The following is a 20,382-nucleotide window of genomic DNA, read 5'->3' as shown; positions in this document are numbered from 1 at the left end:
GCGCTAAACAAGATACGAAAAAACGAGCGCGAGAATCGAAAGCAGAAGCATGCCGAGGCAGTTGACCCAAAACTCCTGCTTTAAGAACTTCGCACGCAAATGAGCGATCGCGGCACACACGAAATACACAATCACACCGGTGTTAGCGGCAAACCCAATGCCGGGAACCCATATCCCCACGATCAATCCGGCCGTCCCGAGAAGCTTGATGACGATGAGCATCCACCACCACTCACGAGGAAGTTTGACTCCGTCGAGACACGCACGAATAAACGCCGGGGGTCGAATCGAGATGATGGCGTCGGCGAACAATATGAAAGCGAGCGCAGCGGGTATCCACCAAGATTGTGCGAGCAGGATCATCGCGTCTCCTCCTTACAGGTACAAGACTCTGCGAGCGTGGTTCTCAGGAGATCGCTAAGCCCCGCAGCCTCACTCGGGCTCGCCACGTCTCCGGCGACACTACCGTCGGCTGACCAGGTGAAGAGCATGCCGATGTAGGCGAAGTAAATCGCCACCGCGCGAGCTTCGGGATCCGATGCGCACCCACCGTGTTGACAAGAAACCACTGTTTGTATCTCTTGTCTGAGCACTGTCGCGAGCTCGGCAAACACCTTCGACGAGTGTTTACCGGCGACCAAAATTGATGCATAACTGCGCGCGAGGTCGGCTTGCCCTGCAAATAACCGCACGAACGGCTGCAATAGTTCGAACACGCTTTCCGCGCAGCTACCGGTTGAGCCCCGAGTTTCTACCAAATGGCTCGCGTCTCTTTGAACGTGGAGGCGCTCGATACCCTCGTCAAAAATCTGTACAAGGAGTGCGCTCTTGTCGCCGACCGACATCACCGTTCCAACGCTGACCTGGGCCAGCTCAGCGATATCGCGAATTGTCGTGGCTTCAAACCCACGATCCCGAAAAAGTTCGGTTGCTACGGTGAGTACCCCAGCTCGGGTGCCGCGTCGCAAGGCATCTCTAGTGGTGGGCATCTGATCCTCATCATAATGAACATGTTCACTGAACATGTTCATTATGATGCATTTTCTGCCCCTTGTCCACCCGCCCACCCGCTAGATATCTTCGACAGTCGCGGTGAGCTCACCACCCGCGTCGCCGGTGTTGACGACCCCCGCGGGCTCCATCAGCAGGGCGTGCACTTCTTCATCGGCGCGCGGGCAGTGCTCGACACCCTTAGGCACGACGTACAGTTGCCCCGGGCCGAGATGCACGTCGCGGTCCCGAAGCTGGATGGTGAGCTGTCCCGCGATTACAAGGAACAGCTCGTCAGTGTCATCGTGGCTGTGCCACACAAACTCACCCTGCAGCTTGACGACCTTAATGTCATAATCATTGAGCTGCGCGACGCGCTTGGGCGACCAGTGCTCGGAGAAGAGGTCTAGCTTGGCTTGGAGATCCACGACACTGTTGGGCATGGATCGATCTTAGCCACGTTGGCCCCGCGGCTATCTGCCGCGCAAGCTCAGCCCGCGGGCACCTCTATGACAAGCGCGTCACCCTGACCGCCGCCCCCGCAGAGTCCGGCCGCGCCGATCCCCCCGCCTCTGCGGCGGAGCTCCATGGCGAGTGTGAGCACGATGCGAGCCCCGCTCATGCCGACGGGATGCCCCAGCGCGATAGCACCGCCGTTGACATTGACCCGGTCAAGGTCAACATTGAGTTCTCGAGCAGACAGCAGCGTGACGCCGGCGAACGCTTCGTTCATTTCGAGCAGGTCAAGGTCAGCAACTGAGACTCCCGCGGCAGCACACGCCGCCTCAATCGCACGGGCGGGCTGCAGCAGCAGGGAGGTGTCCGGGCCCGCAACCGCGGATCCGCCCAGCACTCTGGCGAGCCAGGGCAGTCCCCGCCGGTCGGCCTCCGCTCGCGACATGAGCACGAGTGCGCACCCGCCATCGGAAAGTTGTGACGACGAACCCGCCGTGATGATCCCGTTCTTCGCAAACGCAGGCCGCAGCCGCGCGAGCGACTCAGCGGTAGTTCCCTCCCGGATCCCCTCGTCGTCGGCCACCGTGACCGCACCGCGGCGGCCCGGCACTTCGATCGGCACGATCTCTTCAGCGAGGTACCCCGCCTCACGTGCAGCAGCAGCCCGGTGGTGCGACTCGGCAGAAAAGCTGTCGAGTTCTTCGCGGCTCAGGCCGTAGGGCTCCTGATGCTTCTCGGTCCCCTCCCCCATAATGCAGTGGTCGATGGCACAGAACAGGGCGTCTCGGTTGAGCGCATCTTCAAAGGCGCCATCACCGTAGCTGAACCCGGCGCGAGCGCCCCGCACGAGATGCGGGGCCTGTGTCATGGACTCAAAACCACCCGCAACAGCGACACGACGCTCGCCAAGTCGGATCGAGCGATCAAGCGCGGTGATGGTTGCGAGCCCCGATGGGCAGAGCTTGTTCAGCGTCGCCGCAGGGGTGCTCAGTCCGATTCCAGCGGAGAGTGCCGCCTGTCGGGCCGGGTTTGGGCCGACTCCAGCCTGCACCACGTTACCCATGAGCACTTCCTCGACGTCCGCCGCGGATACTCCCGCTCGCGCGAGCGCTTCGCGAATCGCGTGAGCACCCAGTTCGGGGGCCGCCACGGAAGCGAGGCCTCCCAAAAGCTTGCCGATCGGCGTGCGGGCACCAGCAACAATGACGGTCTCTTCCACGGTGAATCCTTTCGGGGGCACGGCTCACGGCTGCTGCCAGCCGCGAAGTTCGATACCTACAGATTACGCGATGGTTTTGTTGTGGGGTCAGCTAGGAAGTAGTCTCATTATTTGGAAATCTTCACCACAGCAAGCCCCGCAGAAATAACTAACGAAAGCTTTTACCATGAGTAGCCCGCTACCCGGCAACGCACACCCTTACGGAGCCCCGGTTCCTCCAAAGAACTCCGACGACTGGCCTGGCCAGCAGGGTGTCGCAATTCGCAAGCTTTCTTTGTTTTCAGAGATACTCTCGCCAGCATTTTCCATGCCCTGGCGACAAGCCTCCGTTCTGCTCATTTGGGCTGTTCTCGTACCGGCAGCTGCGACCGTCATTACCAACCAGCTCATGAACATCTCAATGCTCGGGTCAACGTCTGGCACCGGGTTTGAGGCCCGAAACCCACTTTCAATGGTCGGGTTCGGCCTGCTCGGATTTCTCGCGATTCTTATCTACTTGTTCGTAGTTCTCGTTACCGCAGCGTTTGTGCCCGCTTTTGCCGCCGAAAACATACGTTCCCGTTTCCTGGGCCACCGTCCCAGCGCACGGCAGATCTGGACTGGCATCAGTCGCGTCATGTGGCGCATCCTGGGTTACTCGCTTCTTATGGGCCTGATCGTCGGTTTTGGCCTAGGAATAGTCGTATTTATCTTCGCAATGATTTTTGGCGTCTTGTTTACGATCGCAGCGGGTGGGCCTGCCGCTCTACTCATCGGCCTGATTCTCGCCGCAGTTGTCATCGCAGGGTTCGTCTTTCTCATCTGGTTTTTCACAAAACTCACGTTTGTTCCGAGCGTGATGGTCTTTGAGGGCGCCACGATAATGGCTGCGGTTTCGCGCTCGTGGCAGCTCACCAAGGGGCGAGTCTGGCGAACCTTCGGCACACTCTTTGTCGTCTCACTGGCATTTACCGCCGCAACAGGCCTCATCGGGCTGCTCATGGCCCTGGTGTTTTTTAGCGGATTCGAGTCGCTCGCCCCTATGTCGGCTAGCCCTCTATCTACTTACGATTTCTCGTTGGCAAGCGTGCTGGGCGATGTCATAACGACTCCGATCACCGCGCTTGGAGCACTCGGCACGGCAATTGCCTCGACCCTGCTCTACCTCGATGCCCGCGGCAAAACCGAGCGTCTTGACCTCACCCTCGAGAACTGGCAAAACGGCGTAAGCCAGGGCGTTCCTGCGCAGAACATGCCTTACCCATTCGCCACACCGGTCGCAGCTCCGCCAGCATTCGCGGCAACACAGGCTCCACCTGCGCCGCCAGCACCACCGGCCTCCCCGACGCAGGGCTGGCAACAGCCCTAGCTCTCCCACAGTTCGCTTTCCGCCGACAGTCAAGTGCGCGATTTTTAATGAGGCCAGACCTCAACTAAACTTCCTAGGTCCTATAGATCAGGACCCCACCCGTACCACTGTTTGTTACGCAGAAAGCATTATTAATGAACGCCGCTAACCCCAGCGACACCAACGTATTTTCCGACCCAGTTTCCCCCGAGACATCAGCTGGCACCAAGGCGGTGGTACACAAGAAGCTTCGGTCGCGTCACGTCACCATGATCACGCTTGGCGGGATCATCGGAGCGAGCTTGTTTGTTGGATCCGGAAACGTGATCCGCTCGGTTGGACCCGCAGCGATCATCTCGTACTTGATTGGCGGCCTGCTGGTCTTCCTGGCAATGCGGATGCTCGGTGAAATGGCTGCCGCGAGACCCGCCATCGGATCCTTCATGGAGTACGCTCGCGTTGGTCTTGGCGATTGGGCTGCCTACCTGGTCGGCTGGCTCTACTGGTACTTCTGGGTGGGCGTGCTCGCCTACGAGGCAGTCCTCGGTGGCGAAACACTCAACTCGTGGTTTGCGGCTGTCCCGTCGTGGGCATGGTCACTCATCTTGCTCGCGATCTTTGTCGGGGCCAACATGGTCTCGGTGCGCTCGTTCGGCGAGGTTGAGTTCTGGCTCGCGAGCATCAAGGTGCTCGCGATCGTGGTCTTCCTCGGTGCCGGCGTGCTGTTTGCACTCGGGCTGTGGCCTGAGTCGACCTTCTCCGTGCAGAACCTCTGGGAGCACGGCGGCTTTGCGCCCAACGGCTTCGGCGTCGCCTTCACTGGCGTGGCCCTCGTGATCTTCTCCTACTTTGGCACCGAGATCGCCGTCATGGCTTCCGCTGAGTCAGAGAACCCGGCCAAGGGCATTCGTCAGGCAACCTCAACCGTCATCTGGCGCATCCTGCTCTTCTTCGTTGGCGCAGTGCTCATCATCGTGACGATCGTTCCCTGGGACGAGCTGCCCGAGCCCACCAACGTTGCTACCGCACCGTTTACCTACGTGTTCACGCTGTTCGGTCTGCCCGGCGCAGCAATGGTGATGCAGCTCGTTATCTTCACCGCGGTCATCTCGGTGCTCAACTCGGGGCTCTACTCCGCGTCACGTATGTTCTCCTCGCTCGCGACCCAGGGTTTCGCCCCGAAGATCATGGCGAAGAAGGCCCGCAACGGTGTTCCAGTCATGGCTCTGCTCGCTTCGATCAGCGGCGCCGTCATCGCGACGATCGTCAACTTCGCTACACCGGGATCCGGCATCTTCGACTTCATCATGAACTCCGCCGGCCTCGTCGCGCTGTTCGTGTACGCCTTCATCGCGCTCACTCAGATGCGCCTGCGCCAGAAGATGACCCCCGAAGAGGTCGCTGGCCTGAAGCTCAAGATGTGGCTGCACCCGTGGCTCAACATCCTCCTGATTGTGGCTATTGCGGCCATCCTTGTGGTCATGCTGACCTCGGAAGCCGGTCGCACGCAGGTGTGGACGAGCCTCATTGCAACCGCGGTGCTCGTGGCCTTCTGGCCGCTCGTGCGCCGCAACCTTGCAAAGCGCAAGGCAGCCGAGGCAGCTGAAGCTGTCGAGGCCGCAAAGTAATTATTCGATAAGGATCGCCATCACCTCGGGCCGTACTAGCCTGAGGTGATGGCGATTCTTATTGATCCACCGGCCTGGCCAGCCCACGGCACCCTGTGGAGTCATCTCGTCTCTGACACGAGCTACGATGAGCTGCACGCGTTTGCCGCGCGGCTCAATATTCCGCGGCGCGGTTTCGATCTCGATCACTACGATGTTCCGGCGTCGCTCCACGAGCGGGCCGTGCAGCTTGGCGCGCTGCCCGTTTCCGGACGGGACATCGTCCACCGCCTGCAGGGTGCCGGGTTGCGAGTGCGACAGGTAGACCGTCAGGCAGTTGTACCCGTACGGCGGCGGCAGTACCTCGTCAGCGAGTGGGCCCTCCTGAGCGAACAACTCGAAGTTGCTTCGAACACCGAGTGGCACGGCGTTGGAGCTCTGCTACTCGACCGCTGGAACGAGCCACACCGCAAGTATCACAACGAACGCCATCTCGAAGACGTGCTGCTCGCGTTAAACCAGCTGTCGACCCGGGGCGAAAACATTTCCGAGGTCACTCTGCTCGCAGCCTGGTACCACGATGCCGTGTACGCCGGGAACGCATCAGACGAGCTCGACTCGGCACATCTCGCGACCGAGCAGCTCAGCAGCTTTGGCCTTGGCTCCGCGCTCGTGAGCCAGGTAAGTGAGTTCATCGCCGCGACGGCGCCGACACACGCGGTTCAGGATCCGGGCGATCCACTTGCCCACCTGCTCGACGCAGACCTCTCGATCTTCGCCGCACACCCCTCACGTTACGAGGAGTATGCCCTTTCGGTGCGGGAGGAGTACAGCCACGTCGCCCCAAAGGATTTCGCGATGGGACGCTCGCGGATCCTCGAGGGATACCTTGCACGACCCGCCATCTACCGCACCGAGCCCGCTCAACACATGTGGGAAGAGCGGGCTCGGCAGAACCTCACGCGAGAGATTGAGCAGTTGCGCCGTGACGCGTTAGCTGGTGGCTAGTAGAGACCGCCTTCTACGCAGTGACAGCAGCAGCACACCAGCGGCGATCCCCAATAGAGCAATTGGGAACTCTGAGCCCGATGCGCCCGTGGCGGCAAGCGTTGTTTCGGTAGCTGGGCTTCCCTTGGTGGGAGGCTTCACGGGATTCTTGCACGGTGTCACGGTCACATCAAAACTCCACGTGCTCACCGCCCCGGCTTTGAATTCGTAGCCATCCGCGGGCTTGGCCGTAACCGTGACGGTTTTTCCTTTGCGTCGCTGCTCGTAGAGCACACCCTCCCGAGTCGGAATAGCCACCTCAGGGGCCACGTCGCAGGCTACGGCCGTGAGTGCGGGGGCGATTGGGGTGGAGAGCTTGGGAGGCACCACAGCGGCCCTCCAGACGGCGTAGAGCACCGGGATCTCCCCCGCGGTGTCTTCAAGGTCGTACTCGCTTGCAGCGGTCAGCATGTCAGCTGTAGCGCCGCTTGAATCTTTGCAGACCTCCCCCTGGGGCTTGGACTCGCACCAACCGAGGAAGGTGTGGTTGGTCTTGGTTGGCTCGGGAAGAGTCACCCAGTGCCTCCCAAATGGCCACGCGGGTGAGACACCCGTGTACTCGGCGATGCCGCTCCAGGAGGCGACATGTCCCTCACCCTCGGGATACGCGAACCGGCTCTCTGATCCAGCGAACTCGTCGAGCTGACCACCGTCGAGTTCGAAGTCCAGTTGCCTGTAGCCCGCAATGTTGTAGTTGGTTGAGCCCGGGACAAGGTTCCCTCCCCACACCTCTGAGGTGCGCGACGTGTCACCCCACCAGAACAGGCGTCCGTTCGGTGCAACGATCTGCTGAAAGAGCGCGACCGACGATGCCGCCTCCCCCGGCACCTTTGCCGTGCGAAACTCGAGCACAACGGGAAGCGTTGGAGAGGTGAACGCACCACTGCCAATTGTGAGTTGTTTCAGATCACCCGGAATCGAGACGCGACGGAGCTTATTCTGGTCGTTCTTCGACTGGTAGAACGCATCCGTTCCGAGTATGAGCCGCTCTAGCCCGTCAGGAAAGTAGACACTCTCGAGCGCGTTCGGTCCCCCGTTTGACCACTGCGAAAAGGCCCGGTACCCAATCTCAAGATTCTTCAACGTGGAAGGAAACTTGATCTCAGAAAGCGCGTTGGTGTTCGCCAGGTTCTGACCCGAAATCTGGTAAAAACCGTACTGATCAATGACGAGACTCTCCAGGCCCTCCGGAAACTCGATGCGCTTGAGGGTGTTGTCACCGTCGGATTGGTCAACTCGCCCCTGCGAAAAGGCCCCGTCGCCGATGTGCATCGTCTTCACGGTGCTCGGGAACACAACTTCGGTGAGCGCGTTATCCACTCCCCACGCATACTGATAGAAGGAACGACCCTGCAGGTCGAGGTTCTCCACCCCCTCAGGAAACACCACCGACACCAGTGAATTGCCCCACAGATTCTGGTGGAAAGCGTCCGGTTCAACAACCAGATCGGTGATCTCCGGGGATCCCACAAAGGTCACCGTGTGAATCCAGTTGCTGCACCCCTTCGCAATGAGCGTCGGCACCCGCACCGCGTTCACGCCCGCGGGCACTCGCGTGAGATCAAAAGTTACGTCGAGCAAATTCGAACCGGCGCTCGCGACCGTGACCGTCTCGTCTGAGTTCGTACCAATGACGCAGGCCGCGCTCTCTTCACCGATTACGTACTCCAACGCGTCCGGTTCAGTGGCAAGCGACACCGCCATTGCCGGACTGACCAGCCCACCCGTCGCCAACACGATGCCCACGGCTGATCCCAGAGCACCCAACAAGAATTTTTCGCGCTTCACGCACGCCCCCCTCACTCTCCACGCATTGCGCTTCACCCGGAGCTGCCTACGACAGTTCCGCACTCAGAACGCAATACACCTGTGAGATAGCATGCTGCAAAACCTGAAGTGGTTCGCGAGATTTCGGCAATTCTACGTGACGATATGAGAATCATCCGTAAATTATTGGGAACCCTACGTGAAGAAGGGGTGGTCTTGCGTGCGCGGCTGCAGAGTCGGCGAAAGGGACCGATTTAGCCGGGGAGCTCAGCCAGCATCGTGTGGCGCACATCGATCAACCGATCCATCGTCTCCAGCAGACGAACAGCGTCCGGGCGCGTATCGGCCGTCGGTTGGTGCATGAGGGTGCGCAGAGCCGCCAGCGCGAGCATGATCGCGGCATCCGCCATCTCGGGAGAAACAGCACGCTCTTCAACGAGCGCCTGGAATTCGGCCTTGAACGTTCCCATCCACTGCGTGAAATCGGTAACGAGCTGTGGCTGATCCGCGATGAGTCGTTTGAGTCGTTTACGCTCGATACCCGAGCTCATGGAATCGGCGAGGAGTTCGCAGATCGCAGGCATGAGTTCACCGGTCGCTGCACGGAATCGTGCAGCCGCCTCCGGGGAGAAGATCTGCTCGTGCAGGTTGAGGGCCGCTGCGGTCTTTGACGGAAAGTAGTTAAAGAAGGTGCGCGCAGAAACGCCAACTTCTTCGCAGATTTGCTCGACGGTGGTGCCGTCGAGCCCCTGCTGTTCGACCAGGCGCAGGGCAGCCTCGTGCAGAGCTTCACGTCGCAATCTCTTCTTGCGTTCGCGAAGCCCGGAGGTCTCCCCTGCGCTCTGGTCGTTCATCCAGCTAGCTCTGTACCTGAATTGTTCCGGTGTTTGTCACCCCGGCCAGGTCCGCGCGTTCCTGCAGCGCTGAGCGCGTGCGCAACGGCGGAGCCTTGAAGAACCAGCTCAGCACGAAGGCGAGCATCAGAACCCCAAATCCGACCCAGTAGATCACATCAATCGCCTGGGTGAACCCGACCATGAAGGGCCGCGTCAGCGCCGAATCTGCACCGTTCAGGAACGAGGTGTCACTGACAGACGTGTTCGATCCCTTCGAGGCATTAGAGCTGCCGTCGTTGATCTGGTCGGCGATGTCGGGCGCGAGCTGCTTGACCCAGTGGCTTCGCTGAGCATCGTTCGACCAGTCCACCGAGACGGTATCACCGACAACCGTGGCGTGAGCCTTGTCAGCGACCGCCTGCAAGGCTTTTGCCTCGGCAGCCGGGGCTGCCTCAGCTACCTTTTGATCAATCACAGACTGAGCGGCAGCCTCGGGAATCTGACCCGCTGCAACAGCCTTATTCACACCATCGGTAACGGCTTCCGTGACAGCATCATCGGCAGCCGACTTCGCCTTCGTTGCGCCCTCGTCAAGCTGCGTCTGAATTCCCTCTTGGATGGGCCCAATGATGGGGGTCCAGAGCTGCTTCATGACGCCCTTGTTCTGCTCAGCACCGGCAACAGCAGGATTGAGCGCTGCGTCCAGCCCAGCCGTGAGCGTTGGCTTGTCACCCATGCTGTGAACGATGTTGGTCGGGAGCAGCGTGAACAGCACCGACAGCATAATCGCGGTACCCAGCGTGCCGCCGATCTGGCGGAAGAAGGTTGCAGAGCTTGTCGCCACACCCATGTCTGGGGCCTCAACAGCGTTCTGGCTCGCCATGGTGAGCGACTGCATGAGCTGGCCGAGGCCGAGACCAACCACGAACATGCCGATCATCATGAACCACACCTCGGTATTGGCCGAGACGAAGGTCAGGAGGAAGAAGCCAATTGCGGTGGTGATCGTTCCCGTGCGCGGGAAGATCCCGTACTTGCCCGTGCGTGCCGTAATCTGACCCGCCGCCATCGACGAGGCCATCAGTCCAATGACCATCGGCAACATGGCAAAGCCAGACTCGGTCGGCGTAAGACCCGCGACGATCTGCATGTAGAGCGGGATCGTCATCATGGCACCGAACATGCCAAAGCCAACGAGCACACCAATGATGGTCGCCCACGAGAACGTATTGGAACGGAACAGGCGAATCGGAATGATCGCGTCGTCCTTCATCGCGATCTCGATGAGCACAAACCCAATCGCACCGACAGCACCGATGACGTAACAAGCGATCGAGCCTGCAGAACCCCAACCCCACTCACGCCCCTGCTCGGCAACCAGCAGCAAAGGTACCAAGGCAACGATAACCGCGGTCGCACCCCACCAGTCGATCCGCGGATTATCTTTTTTGCCAACCTTTGGCAGATGCAAGAACGCGATCACCATGCCGAGGGCGACAAGCCCGATCGGCAGGTTGATCAGGAACACCCAGCGCCAGCCAGCGATCCAGAGAATTTCGTTCGCGCCCGCGAACAGGCCACCGACCAGCGGGCCGATCAGCGAGGAAACGCCAAAGACCGCAAAGAAGTAGCCCTGGTACTTGGCGCGCTCACGCGGAGCAAGCATGTCGGCCATGATCGCGAGCGGCAGCGACATCAGCGCGCCAGCACCGATGCCCTGGAATGCACGGAATCCAGCGAGCATCAGCATCGACGTTGAGAACGTCGACAGCACCGAGCCGAGAATAAAGACCGAGATACCAAAGATGAAGAGCGGTCGGCGTCCGAAGATGTCGGACAGCTTGCCGTAGATCGGGACGGAGATCGTCGAGGTAATCAGGTAGGCGGTAGTTACCCACGCCTGCTGGTCGAGACCGTGCAGATCATCGCCGATTGTGCGAATTGCGGTTCCGACGATTGTCTGATCGAGGGAAGAGAGGAACATGCCAGCCATAAGGCCGTAGATCACAAGGAGGATCTGACGGTGCGTCATGATCGGCTTTGACGTATCGGATTGGGAAACCGGAGTAGACCCGGTTCGGGTGGAGGTAGAGGACATTCCAGCCTTTCAAAGGCACAGTATTTATTTTTGCAGACCTGAAATATTACACGACTGCAAGATCTACAAAACTGGGAAAAATCCGAGCGGATCATCAAACGCAAAAAGACCCTCGGATTCAATGAGAACCGCGAGAGTCTTACCTTGCTGGGATACCAGGACTCGAACCTAGAATGACGGTACCAGAAACCGTAGTGTTGCCAATTACACCATATCCCAATGGCGGAAATCCAAGACTCCGGGGAGCTTGGCACCGAGAGTCAAGCTTACAGAACGTAGGCCGGAACATCAAATCAAGGTAGGCCGCGCGCGCCGAGCCCATTCAGCTAGACAAGATCGTCGGGCCTGAGCTGACGGAGTCCCCTATCGTGCAGTACGAACTGAGCCCGAATGCTCGGCACCTCACCCGACTCAGATTCCCGCACGACAGCCCGCGCCCACGCGACATCACTAGGGGTGAGGTCGCGAGACCCGAGGCGCTCCCACACAAAAACGAGTTCACGCCCGCCAGTCATCGCACAGATCATGCCCGCTCTCACGAGGAGCGCGTGCGAGAACGTCACCTGGCCGAGGTCATCGGCCTCGATAAGCTCTTCGGGATCAACCGGATAATCCGACATGGGCATGAGTGGACCGGCCACGCACTTGTCTTCGCCGAACATAATGAGCCACACTTGGCGCTGGTTCGCGCACTGCAATAGAAACTCGAGGGTCTGATGCAGTTCAACATCGGTGACGAGAGGGCGTTCGCGGTTAGGTACATGAGGTGTTTGAGTCATGACTTCCACATTGCCCGGCTCGAGGCAGGCTCGGGCCGCAAACCGAAAATCTGTGGAAAAGTCGTGGCTGTGAGCGAGGGTGAACCCAGAGGCTTACCACCACGGGAAACCCCGGTCCTTACCCCTCGACGGGCTCCGCACCCCGCCCATCAAGGGCGTCAATGTAGCGCAGCACGATCCCCTCGCGCAGTGCCCACGGCGACACGTTGAGGGTTTCTACCTCAAACACCTTCATCGCGGTTCGCAGCACAATGGCGCCGGCGAGAATCTGGTACCCGCGCTCCGGAGTGATGCCCGGCAAAAACTCCCGCACAGATCCTGGCATCTGCCGCAGCGACGGCTCCCACTCCCGCAGCCCCACGTAGTGCAGCTGCGCCAGGTCGCCCGTAACGGGGTCGGGCGGGCCACCCACAAGCCTCGCGAGTGATCGGATCGTCTTCGAGGTACCGACGACCCGCTTCGGTCGCGGACGCTCCATAAAGAACTCTTCACGCACTCGGGTGAACTCAGCACGGGCATGCGCGCGAAGTTTCGATACCGCCTCATACGGTGGCGGATCCTCAACCAAGAAATTAATCGTCGACCGCCCCGCCCCGAGCGGCAGCGACACCTGCACGTCAGGATACTCGTCGGCACCCTGCGCGATCTCGAACGAGCCGCCACCAATATCAAACAGCAGCACCTCCCCCGCCGACCACCCGAGCCAGCGCCGCACCGCAAGCATCGTGATCCGGGCTTCGTCCTCGCCCGACAGCACCTGCAGTTGCACACCGGTTTCTCGAGTGATTCGCGCGAGCACCTCGTCACCGTTTGAGGCTTCACGAATGGCACTCGTCGCCGTCGAGATCAGATCATCAACACCGATCTCGCGTGCGGTGCGCACTGACTCTTTCACACCGTCGAGGATCAGCTGCACGCCCTCTTCAACGATGGCGCCATGCGCGTCGAGATAGCGCATCAACCGCACGGTCGAGCGCTGTGAGTGGAACGGGATCGGACTTGCTCCAGGGTGAGCATCAACCACAAGTAGGTGGACGGTATTCGAGCCCACATCGATCACTCCGAGTCGCATGAGGAAAGTCTATTGCCCCGCACCCCGGCAGCCCACAAGAGATGTGCAGCGGGTTTGGCCCTTGATCGGTGTTATCGCTGGCCTGTTCGGCAACCTAATACCGGTTTAAGCGTCCGTTATCAAGGGGCTCGGGCAACTTTTTTCACAGTTGTATGCTGAGCCACGTGAGGTCGTCGTAGACCTCGCAAGTGCATTCAATACGCGGCATTACCCACCAACTGGGCTCCGCGACTATGTCGAAGGGGAACTGTCATGTCTTTTTGGTCTTCTATCTGGGATGTAATCTGGTGGTTCCTGACCTTCTTCGTGTTCATTGCCTACTTGATGGCTCTGTTCTCAATCATCGCTGACCTATTCCGGGATCGAAAGCTCAACGGCTGGCTCAAGGCACTCTGGCTGCTCTTCCTGGTATTCCTGCCGTTTATCACCGCCCTCGTGTACCTCATCGCCCGCGGACGCGGCATGGCTGAGCGTGCAGAACGTCAGTCCCAGCAGGCACGTGAGCAGGCCGACGCCTACATTCGAACCGTCGCCACTGCCACACCAACGCCCACTGACGAAATCGCTCGCGCAAAGGAGCTTCTCGACTCCGGCGCCATTACGCAGGCTGAGTTTGACTCACTGAAGCAGGCTGCACTCGGCAAGGCAGCTGCCAGCTAGCACAAGACCAAAAAACGGTTCCGCGGTTTCGACTCGTATGATCCAGTTGTCGTCGCAACACTGTTGAACTTTGATCACACAGAAATGGTCGGGTCCACCATCAACTGGTGGACCCGACCATTTTGTTCTGTCAGAACGTTTCTGACTACGACCATCACTGCTTCTTGTCCGGTGAAGGCGTCAGCTCGAACAATTGCATACGCCGCACGAATCGGATACTTCTTGGCTATCTCATTTTGATCGTGGCTTTTTGCATCCGGTAAGCCATACTCCGCCTTGTGGCCTACTTTTAAGTCATCGTAGGTGGAGACGTTTAGCTCCAGGGTTGCCCCGCTGAACCGACCCAGCATCTTCCTCCGTCTTACGTAGGCGACCGCGGCACCGCGTCGTTCGTGCGCCTCGACACCGAGGACACGGTTTCGCAGCAAAAAAGCCCTCACACACCCTAGGTTGGGGCTGCGTGAGGGCATTTTGGGGTGGAGGGCAAGAGATGAAGGATTACTCGCCTTTGAATACTGAAGGGGAGTCTTCGCCAAACCGGTAGCCTCGGCGAAAGAAAGCGAACCGGAAATCTTCAAAGAAATCTTGGAGTGTGGCAATACTCGCCTCAGCCTCTTGGGGCGTGTCGCAAATTGCGATGATCCGTTCTTCGCCTTTATTTATGCCATGAACGATCCACACGCCGGATGAATTCTTGTTCGTTTCCATGTCGGTAAGGGTATCTGTGATCATTGGCTTTTGCTTGGAGATATGGTCAAGGCTAGGTTGTGCAATATGAAAAAAGTAACTGTTAAGGCTTCCTTGATTCTCCTGAGTTCTTGCGCCATATTTGTGTCAGTTCCGCAGGCAGCGAACGCGTCGCCGCTCAACCCCGTAACCTTCACTGCCGATTCTGCGCCTGTTGCGCCGCTTCCTGACACGCTCACGAATGATGAGATGAACGAGCTGGTTAGTGGAATGCAGGACGACACGGAAGGGCAAGTTTCTCTGGCCGGGCCGCATACCTTCGTTGCAAAGACAAACCCGTTGTGCATGCAGGACACTGGGGAGATTTGGTTGCGCACCTCAGGTAGCGGGTACCAATTTGGAGCAATTGGTGGCAAGCCGTCACTTAGTTGCAATGTCCCGGTCGAATACCTGGCATTCTCAACGGACATCTACAGGCAGGAAATCTGGGGGTGGCAGAAAGTCGCCGGTCCGTTTACTAACCAAAACTGGGGCGCGGCATCCTTAACGCAAAAGAGCGTTGAATATATTTGCACGGCTGGGCAGCCATATACCAACTTTCGGATGATTGCCAATGGAACGGTTACTTACCCTGGCGGGACTCCCATTAGCGGGGGCGCGTATTCTGATACCAAGAACCCCGGACTGCCTTGCCACTAGAGACTCGCGCCATTTCGTTGCGTGGTGCTGGCTGAAGTAACGAAAACGTTGTTGTTTGCACCCCCCTCGCTTGGGTGGGCTCTAGCGGTCATTGCAACACTCCAGAACTTCAAGGACGTCAGAAGTGGTCTTAAATGCCAAGTTGGCTTGCAGGACCACTTCTGGTGCTTAATGCCGCTAGGTGCAGAATTGCACGCTCACATTGAAGTGGCAAGGACTATCGGTTGGAAATCGTATTGAGAAGTTCAAAACTGACTTCGATGCGTTCAAAAGACATTCAGCCTGCTCCCTAGCTTCAGTGGCGAAGTACTGAACTGCCCTGTACTTGCGCGAAAAGGGACGAGAATTGTGGGATGAGCCTCGAGTTGCTAACTGACCCCGCTTTGCGCTCCGACGCCGAGCAGGCCCTTTCACAGCTCTCAACCGGGCTTGGAGCCGGAGCTATTGCCGACCTCGAACTTTCAAATTCGGAAGCGGAAGTGGAGTCGCTGACAGGGATCCAAATTCTGACTAACTTGCGGACCCTGGACTTGAACTGCACGTCAGTCACGGACCTGAGCCCGCTCGCCAGTCTGACGCCCTGCAGCATCTCGACTTGGCCTACGCGCCAGTTTTGGATCTGAGCCCGCTCGCCGGGCTTTACACGCTGCGAACCTTAAGCCTGTCTCAAACTCAGGTTATGGATCTGGAGCCGTTGGCCAGTTTGACTGCACCTCAGCACCTTGACTTGTCCTACACACCAGTTGTGGACCTGAGTCCGCTCACCGAGCTAACTTCTCTACTGAGCCTTGACTTGCTTGAAACGCAAGTAAAGATTCTGAGACCGCTCGCCGGACTCAGCACCCTCACTCATTTGTGTCTTTGGAACACGCCTGTGGAAGATCTGCGGCCACTGGTGGGATTACCTCATCTCACTGTGCAACCCGAAAAACTTCAGGACCGGCTGATGATCTTGCGCCAAGAACCGTAGCGCAATTGAGGGCTGTGCTCAACAGTTGGACTGGTGTTCTCTACCCTAAAGTCTTTCTTGGGCGGGCGTTGAGCGGAGCGGCAACTCGGGCGAGGTCATCGGCGCTGTGGGCTGAGAGATCTGTACCTTTCGGGAAATATTGCTGAAGTAGCCGATTGGTATTCTCGTTGGATCCACGCTGCCAAGGTGATGCCGGGTCGCGGAAAAACACAGGTATGCCGGTATCGGTGAAGAACATCTTATGCTCGGCCATCTCCGACCCTTGGTCCCAGGTCAATGATTGGTGCAATTTCTGTGGGAGATGTTTCATTGTCTGCACGGGTGCCGCCCGAACCGTGGTCGCGTCGCGCACAGTTGGGAGATGAACGAGCATTACATACCGGGTTGAGCGTTCAACGAGGGTACCGATCTGACTCGCCCCGCCTTTCCGATAATAAGGTCGACCTCCCTGTGCCCCGGGATCGTTCGATCTGCGACTTCGCTAGGTCGCTCGGAGATCATCTATATCGCGTCGGTGAAACGTGGCTGACGCTTCTGAGGATGCCTTCGCTGGGTTCGGCGTGCTTTCCCGTTCCGTAACGCGGCAGCGATTTCTCGCCGCAACAGTCCTCATGCCTTGCATGTACAGGGCCTGATAGATCGTCTCAGCGGCCACACGCATTCCTGGATCGGTCGGATAGTTCGTCTGAAGGCTGCGGCTGATTTGTTCCGGTGACCAAAACCCAGAAAGCTTCTCTTGTATACAGGCGCGCAATGGCCTGCATGCAACTAGCTTTCTGGACTTCGGTCGTGGTCTGCGTCTCGCGGCTTTTTCGCCCGAAAGCGCTCGTTAGTAGCTCTCGTTCGAAGCGCCAGCCGCAGCAGCATTCAGGATCGCCGGCGCATCCCATTCGGCGAGAATTGCCGCGGTGCCCGAGACTCCGAATCGCGTAGCTCCCGCCGCCCACAGCTCACGCACGGCTGCGGTGGTGCGGATCCCGCCAGACGCCTTCACCCCGAGCCTGTCGCCGACCGTCGCCGCCATCAAACGCACGGCGTGCACGCTGGCCCCACCCGCCGGGTCGAAGCCCGTTGAGGTCTTCACGAAGTCCGCGCCCGCAGCCTCGGCCGCGCGGCAGGACTCGACGATTTCCTCGTCGCTCAAAGCCGCAGACTCGATAATCACCTTCAGCACACGACCCGGGCAGGCTTCCCGTACTGCCCTGATCTCGTCTTCAACCGCGGCCCACTCGCCCGCGCGCACCAACCCGCGGTTCACGACCATATCGATCTCGTTGGCGCCATTGGCGACGGCTTCCGCAGTCTCTGCCACCTTCACCGAGGCGTGGTGGGCGCCAGAGGGGAATCCGACGACGGTCACGATCTCTGCGCCACGAGCGTCTGCTGGCAGCAGTGAAGAACTCACGCAGACACGCGAAACACCAATTTCGGCGGCGGTCACCATGAATGCGTCAAGCTCGGCGGCAGTGGTTCCGGGAGCGAGAAGCGTGTGATCCGCAATCGTCAGGAAGTGTTCGGCCGTGAGTTCGCTCTGGGTCATACATTTACCCTAGTCACGAAACGGTCCAACTCGCTCGACCCGCACCACGGGTTCGCCCTCCGCCTCAGACGCATCGAGATCCACGATCCCCTCGATGCCCCAGTCGCGATCGCCCTCGGGGTCTAGCAGCACCTGACGGAAGCGCCAGGTGCCCGCCGCCACGGCTTCGGCGCTCCGATCGATCTCCAAGAACTTCGAGGCGCGCGCGTCGGCATCAGTAAGGATCTCGTCGTACTCGGTGAAGTATCCGGCGAGTGCATCGCGCCAGCGATCCTCGTTGAAAGACCCAGGCCCCGTCGCGTGTGCGCTCTCAAGCTCGGCCAGCACGTCGTAGCGTTCGAACGCTGCCGCCTGCACTCGCCTGAAGAGTGCGTTGCGCAGCATCACCATAAACGCTCGCTCGTTGCTCAGCACGGAGCGCGCCGGTGGCGGCACGTCGATCCCGCCGCCCGAGTGCGCGGCACGGTGAGCCTCGGGATCGGGGTTCGCCAGCTCTTCCCACTCGTCAATGAGACTTGAGTCGACCTGCCGCACCAGCTCCCCCAGCCAATCGATGAGTTCTTCGAGTTCCGGGGTCTTTGCCTGCTCGGGCACCGTCCGTTCGATGGCGCGATACGCGTCGCTGAGATAACGCAGCACCCCACCCTCGGCACGGCTGAGCTGGTAGAACGACACGAGATCCCGAAACCCGAAGGCGCGCTCGATCATGTCGCGCACAACCGACTTCGGCCGCAGCTCATAGTCGCGCGCCCACGGCACCTCTTTGAGGTACTCGTGGAAGGCCTCGTCGAGCAGCTCCTTGAGCGGCATTGGGTAGGTCACCGCTTCGAGCAGCTCCATGCGCTCGTCGTATTCGATCCCCTCGGACTTCATGGCGGCGACCGCCTCACCGCGGGCCTTGTGCTCCTGAGCCCGCACGATTGCGCGCGGGTTCTCGAGGGTTGCTTCGATAATTGAGATGACGTCGAGCGGGTAGCTGTCAGATTCGGGATCCAGCAGCTCGATTGCGGCGAGCGCAAACGGTGAGAGCGGCTGGTTGAGCGCGAAGTTCGCCTGCAGTTCGACCGTCAGTCTGAGTAGGCGGTGGCCGCGCGGGTCTTCGTGCACCTCCACGATGCCGCCGTTGCGCAGCGTGCGGAAGATCTCGATCGCCTTGCGGGCGTGGGCGAATTGGGTGGCACGCGGTTCGTGGGTGTCGAACACGAGCGTCCGCATGGTTTCGAGCGCCTCACCCTCGCGGTGTTCACCGCGACCGATCACACCGAGCACCATCGCGTGGGTGACCCGCATGCGACTGACGAGCGCCTCGGGCTGCGAGGTCACGAGCTTGTCGAGAGTCGCCTCCGACCAGGCTACAAAGCCCTGCGGGGGCGACTTTTTCTTGACCGGTTTCGCCTTTTTGCCGCCGCTCGCTTTCGCCTCGGCTTTGGCTGCGGCCTTCACGTTCTCGATCTCGTGTTCGGGGGCGAGCGCAATCACGTCGCCCTCAGTGTCGAAGCCCGCGCGACCGGCGCGACCCGCGATCTGGTGGAACTCGCGAGCTGAGAGCCGGCGCATTTTCTCGCCGTCGAACTTGGTGAGGGCGGTGAGCACAACGGTGCGGATCGGCACGTTGATACCAACACCCAGTGTGTCGGTGCCGCAGATCACCCGCAGCAGCCCGCGCTGGGCGAGCTGCTCCACGAGGCGGCGGTAGCGCGGCAGCATGCCCGCGTGGTGCACGCCGATGCCGGAACGCACGAGGCGTGAAAGGGTATTGCCAAACCCGGTGGAGAACTTGAAGTCGCCGATCGCTTCCGCAATTTCGTCGCGACCGGCGCGGTCGACAATACGAATGCTGGCGAGCGCTTGCGCCTGCTCGATCGCGTGCGACTGGTTGAAGTGGACGAGGTAGGCGGGGGTCTGTCGATCCTCAAGCAGCTTCTCGACGACCTCGTGGGCGGGCGCGGCCTGGTACTCGAAGTGCAGCGGCACCGGGCGTTCGACGCCGGTGACGAGCGTGGTGTCGCGGCCTGTACGACGGCTGAGGTCGTCGGCGAGGTCGGTGACGTCGCCGAGCGTCGCAGACATGAGCAAAAACTGCGTGTTGTTCATGAGCAGCAATGGCACCTGCCACGCCCAGCCGCGATCGGGCTCGGCGTAGAAGTGGAACTCGTCCATGACCACCTGGGTGATGCCACCGGCGTCGCGATCCCGAATCGCGAGGTTCGCAAGGATCTCGGCAGTGCAGCACAGAATCGGCGCGTCGGGATTGATCGAGGTGTCCCCCGTCACCATGCCAACGCGCTCGGCGCCGAACACGTCGACGAGGTCAAAGAACTTCTCACTGACGAGCGCCTTGATTGGAGCGGTATACACCGTGCGCTGGCCAGCCGCGACGGCGATGAAGTGCGCGCCGAGCGCCACGAGCGACTTGCCGGTGCCAGTGGGCGTCGCGAGGATCACGTTGCTGCCGAACGCAATGCCGAGGATCGCCTCTTCTTGCGCGGGATACAGGCGAAGCGCTTTTTCTTCCCAGGCCCACTCCTCGAACGCGGCAAACACGTCGTCAGTGTTGATCTCGCCGTCACCGATGAGTTGATCGTCGAGCAGTTGACCGAGGTTCACGCGTTCTCCGTTGTTCATGTC

General features: G+C 59.9%; 19 protein-coding genes, 1 tRNA gene and 1 pseudogene. 6 read left to right on the top strand and 15 right to left on the bottom strand.

Going from position 1 to position 20,382, the window contains the following annotated elements; all coding sequences use genetic code 11:
* Positions 1-3: 3 nt before the first annotated feature.
* The 4 genes from G7068_RS14970 to G7068_RS14955 all read right to left on the bottom strand — a co-directional run bounded on the left by G7068_RS14970 (position 4) and on the right by G7068_RS14955 (position 2,665).
* Positions 4-363, bottom strand: a complete 360-nt coding sequence (locus G7068_RS14970) for a DoxX family protein (RefSeq protein ID WP_166292695.1) — start codon at positions 361-363, stop codon at positions 4-6.
* Positions 360-989 (bottom strand): TetR/AcrR family transcriptional regulator, encoded by a 630-nt coding sequence (locus G7068_RS14965; RefSeq protein WP_166292694.1) that lies wholly within the window; start codon positions 987-989, stop codon positions 360-362. The genes G7068_RS14970 and G7068_RS14965 overlap by 4 nt, the downstream gene beginning before the upstream one ends.
* Positions 990-1,070: 81 nt before the next feature.
* Positions 1,071-1,433 carry a cupin domain-containing protein gene (locus tag G7068_RS14960; protein WP_166292693.1) on the bottom strand — a complete coding sequence of 121 codons (363 nt, stop codon included), beginning with the start codon at positions 1,431-1,433 and terminating at the stop codon, positions 1,071-1,073.
* Between the two features lie 47 nt (positions 1,434-1,480).
* Positions 1,481-2,665 (bottom strand): acetyl-CoA C-acyltransferase, encoded by a 1,185-nt coding sequence (locus G7068_RS14955; protein WP_166292692.1) that lies wholly within the window; start codon positions 2,663-2,665, stop codon positions 1,481-1,483.
* A gap of 166 nt (positions 2,666-2,831) precedes the next feature.
* On the opposite strand from G7068_RS14955, the gene G7068_RS14950 reads away from it, so the two are divergent.
* The 3 genes from G7068_RS14950 (at position 2,832) to G7068_RS14940 (ending at position 6,607) form a co-directional block, all read left to right on the top strand.
* Positions 2,832-4,013, top strand: a complete 1,182-nt coding sequence (locus G7068_RS14950) for a DUF7847 domain-containing protein (protein WP_166292691.1) — start codon at positions 2,832-2,834, stop codon at positions 4,011-4,013.
* A 134-nt stretch (positions 4,014-4,147) separates the two neighbouring features.
* Positions 4,148-5,620, top strand: coding sequence for an amino acid permease (locus tag G7068_RS14945; protein WP_166292690.1), 1,473 nt, complete (start codon positions 4,148-4,150; stop codon positions 5,618-5,620).
* 48 nt (positions 5,621-5,668) lie between these two features.
* A complete protein-coding gene (locus G7068_RS14940; RefSeq protein WP_166292689.1) occupies positions 5,669-6,607 on the top strand; it encodes a DUF4031 domain-containing protein in 939 nt (312 codons plus the stop codon).
* Here the strand turns inward: G7068_RS14940 and G7068_RS14935 are convergent.
* The 6 genes from G7068_RS14935 to G7068_RS14910 all read right to left on the bottom strand — a co-directional run bounded on the left by G7068_RS14935 (position 6,593) and on the right by G7068_RS14910 (position 13,198).
* Entirely contained in the window at positions 6,593-8,434 is a 1,842-nt protein-coding gene (locus G7068_RS14935; RefSeq protein WP_166292688.1) for a leucine-rich repeat domain-containing protein, read from the bottom strand. The genes G7068_RS14940 and G7068_RS14935 overlap by 15 nt on opposite strands.
* A 233-nt stretch (positions 8,435-8,667) precedes the next feature.
* Positions 8,668-9,267, bottom strand: coding sequence for a TetR/AcrR family transcriptional regulator (locus G7068_RS14930; RefSeq protein ID WP_166292687.1), 600 nt, complete (start codon positions 9,265-9,267; stop codon positions 8,668-8,670).
* Positions 9,268-9,271: 4 nt separating this feature from the next.
* Entirely contained in the window at positions 9,272-11,281 is a 2,010-nt protein-coding gene (locus G7068_RS14925) for an MDR family MFS transporter (RefSeq protein ID WP_244304547.1), read from the bottom strand.
* A 213-nt stretch (positions 11,282-11,494) separates the two neighbouring features.
* Positions 11,495-11,566 (bottom strand) — tRNA-Gln (locus G7068_RS14920).
* 107 nt (positions 11,567-11,673) lie between these two features.
* Positions 11,674-12,126: a hypothetical protein gene (locus G7068_RS14915; RefSeq protein WP_166292685.1), complete on the bottom strand. Its 453-nt coding sequence runs from the start codon at positions 12,124-12,126 to the stop codon at positions 11,674-11,676.
* Between the two features lie 118 nt (positions 12,127-12,244).
* Positions 12,245-13,198: a Ppx/GppA phosphatase family protein gene (locus G7068_RS14910; RefSeq protein ID WP_166292684.1), complete on the bottom strand. Its 954-nt coding sequence runs from the start codon at positions 13,196-13,198 to the stop codon at positions 12,245-12,247.
* A gap of 252 nt (positions 13,199-13,450) precedes the next feature.
* Between G7068_RS14910 and G7068_RS14905 the strand changes: the two genes are divergently transcribed.
* Positions 13,451-13,858, top strand: coding sequence for an SHOCT domain-containing protein (locus tag G7068_RS14905; RefSeq protein WP_166292683.1), 408 nt, complete (start codon positions 13,451-13,453; stop codon positions 13,856-13,858).
* A 74-nt stretch (positions 13,859-13,932) separates the two neighbouring features.
* Here the strand turns inward: G7068_RS14905 and G7068_RS14900 are convergent, their stop codons facing one another.
* Positions 13,933-14,298 (bottom strand): hypothetical protein, encoded by a 366-nt coding sequence (locus tag G7068_RS14900; protein ID WP_166292682.1) that lies wholly within the window; start codon positions 14,296-14,298, stop codon positions 13,933-13,935.
* Between the two features lie 58 nt (positions 14,299-14,356).
* Positions 14,357-14,566 (bottom strand): hypothetical protein, encoded by a 210-nt coding sequence (locus tag G7068_RS14895; protein WP_166292681.1) that lies wholly within the window; start codon positions 14,564-14,566, stop codon positions 14,357-14,359.
* A gap of 66 nt (positions 14,567-14,632) precedes the next feature.
* Here G7068_RS14895 and G7068_RS14890 point away from each other — a divergent pair, with 66 nt between their 5' ends.
* Together G7068_RS14890 and G7068_RS14885 are read left to right on the top strand one after the other, a co-directional pair.
* Positions 14,633-15,244 (top strand): hypothetical protein, encoded by a 612-nt coding sequence (locus G7068_RS14890; RefSeq protein ID WP_166292680.1) that lies wholly within the window; start codon positions 14,633-14,635, stop codon positions 15,242-15,244.
* A gap of 595 nt (positions 15,245-15,839) precedes the next feature.
* Positions 15,840-16,214 (top strand): leucine-rich repeat domain-containing protein, encoded by a 375-nt coding sequence (locus G7068_RS14885; RefSeq protein WP_166292679.1) that lies wholly within the window; start codon positions 15,840-15,842, stop codon positions 16,212-16,214.
* Positions 16,215-16,254: 40 nt separating this feature from the next.
* Here the strand turns inward: G7068_RS14885 and G7068_RS16555 are convergent.
* The 3 genes and pseudogenes from G7068_RS16555 to G7068_RS14870 all read right to left on the bottom strand — a co-directional run.
* A pseudogene (locus G7068_RS16555) lies at positions 16,255-17,025 on the bottom strand (IS30 family transposase); the annotation flags it as partial.
* Positions 17,026-17,043: 18 nt separating this feature from the next.
* Positions 17,044-17,754: a deoxyribose-phosphate aldolase gene (deoC, locus tag G7068_RS14875; RefSeq protein WP_166292678.1), complete on the bottom strand. Its 711-nt coding sequence runs from the start codon at positions 17,752-17,754 to the stop codon at positions 17,044-17,046.
* A gap of 9 nt (positions 17,755-17,763) precedes the next feature.
* A complete protein-coding gene (locus G7068_RS14870) occupies positions 17,764-20,379 on the bottom strand; it encodes a DEAD/DEAH box helicase (protein WP_166292677.1) in 2,616 nt (871 codons plus the stop codon).
* Positions 20,380-20,382: the final 3 nt, after the last annotated feature.

This window comes from Leucobacter viscericola, from assembly GCF_011299575.1.
Classification (GTDB): Bacteria; Actinomycetota; Actinomycetes; order Actinomycetales; family Microbacteriaceae; genus Leucobacter; species Leucobacter viscericola.
This window is presented reverse-complemented; position numbering and strand designations above follow the sequence as displayed.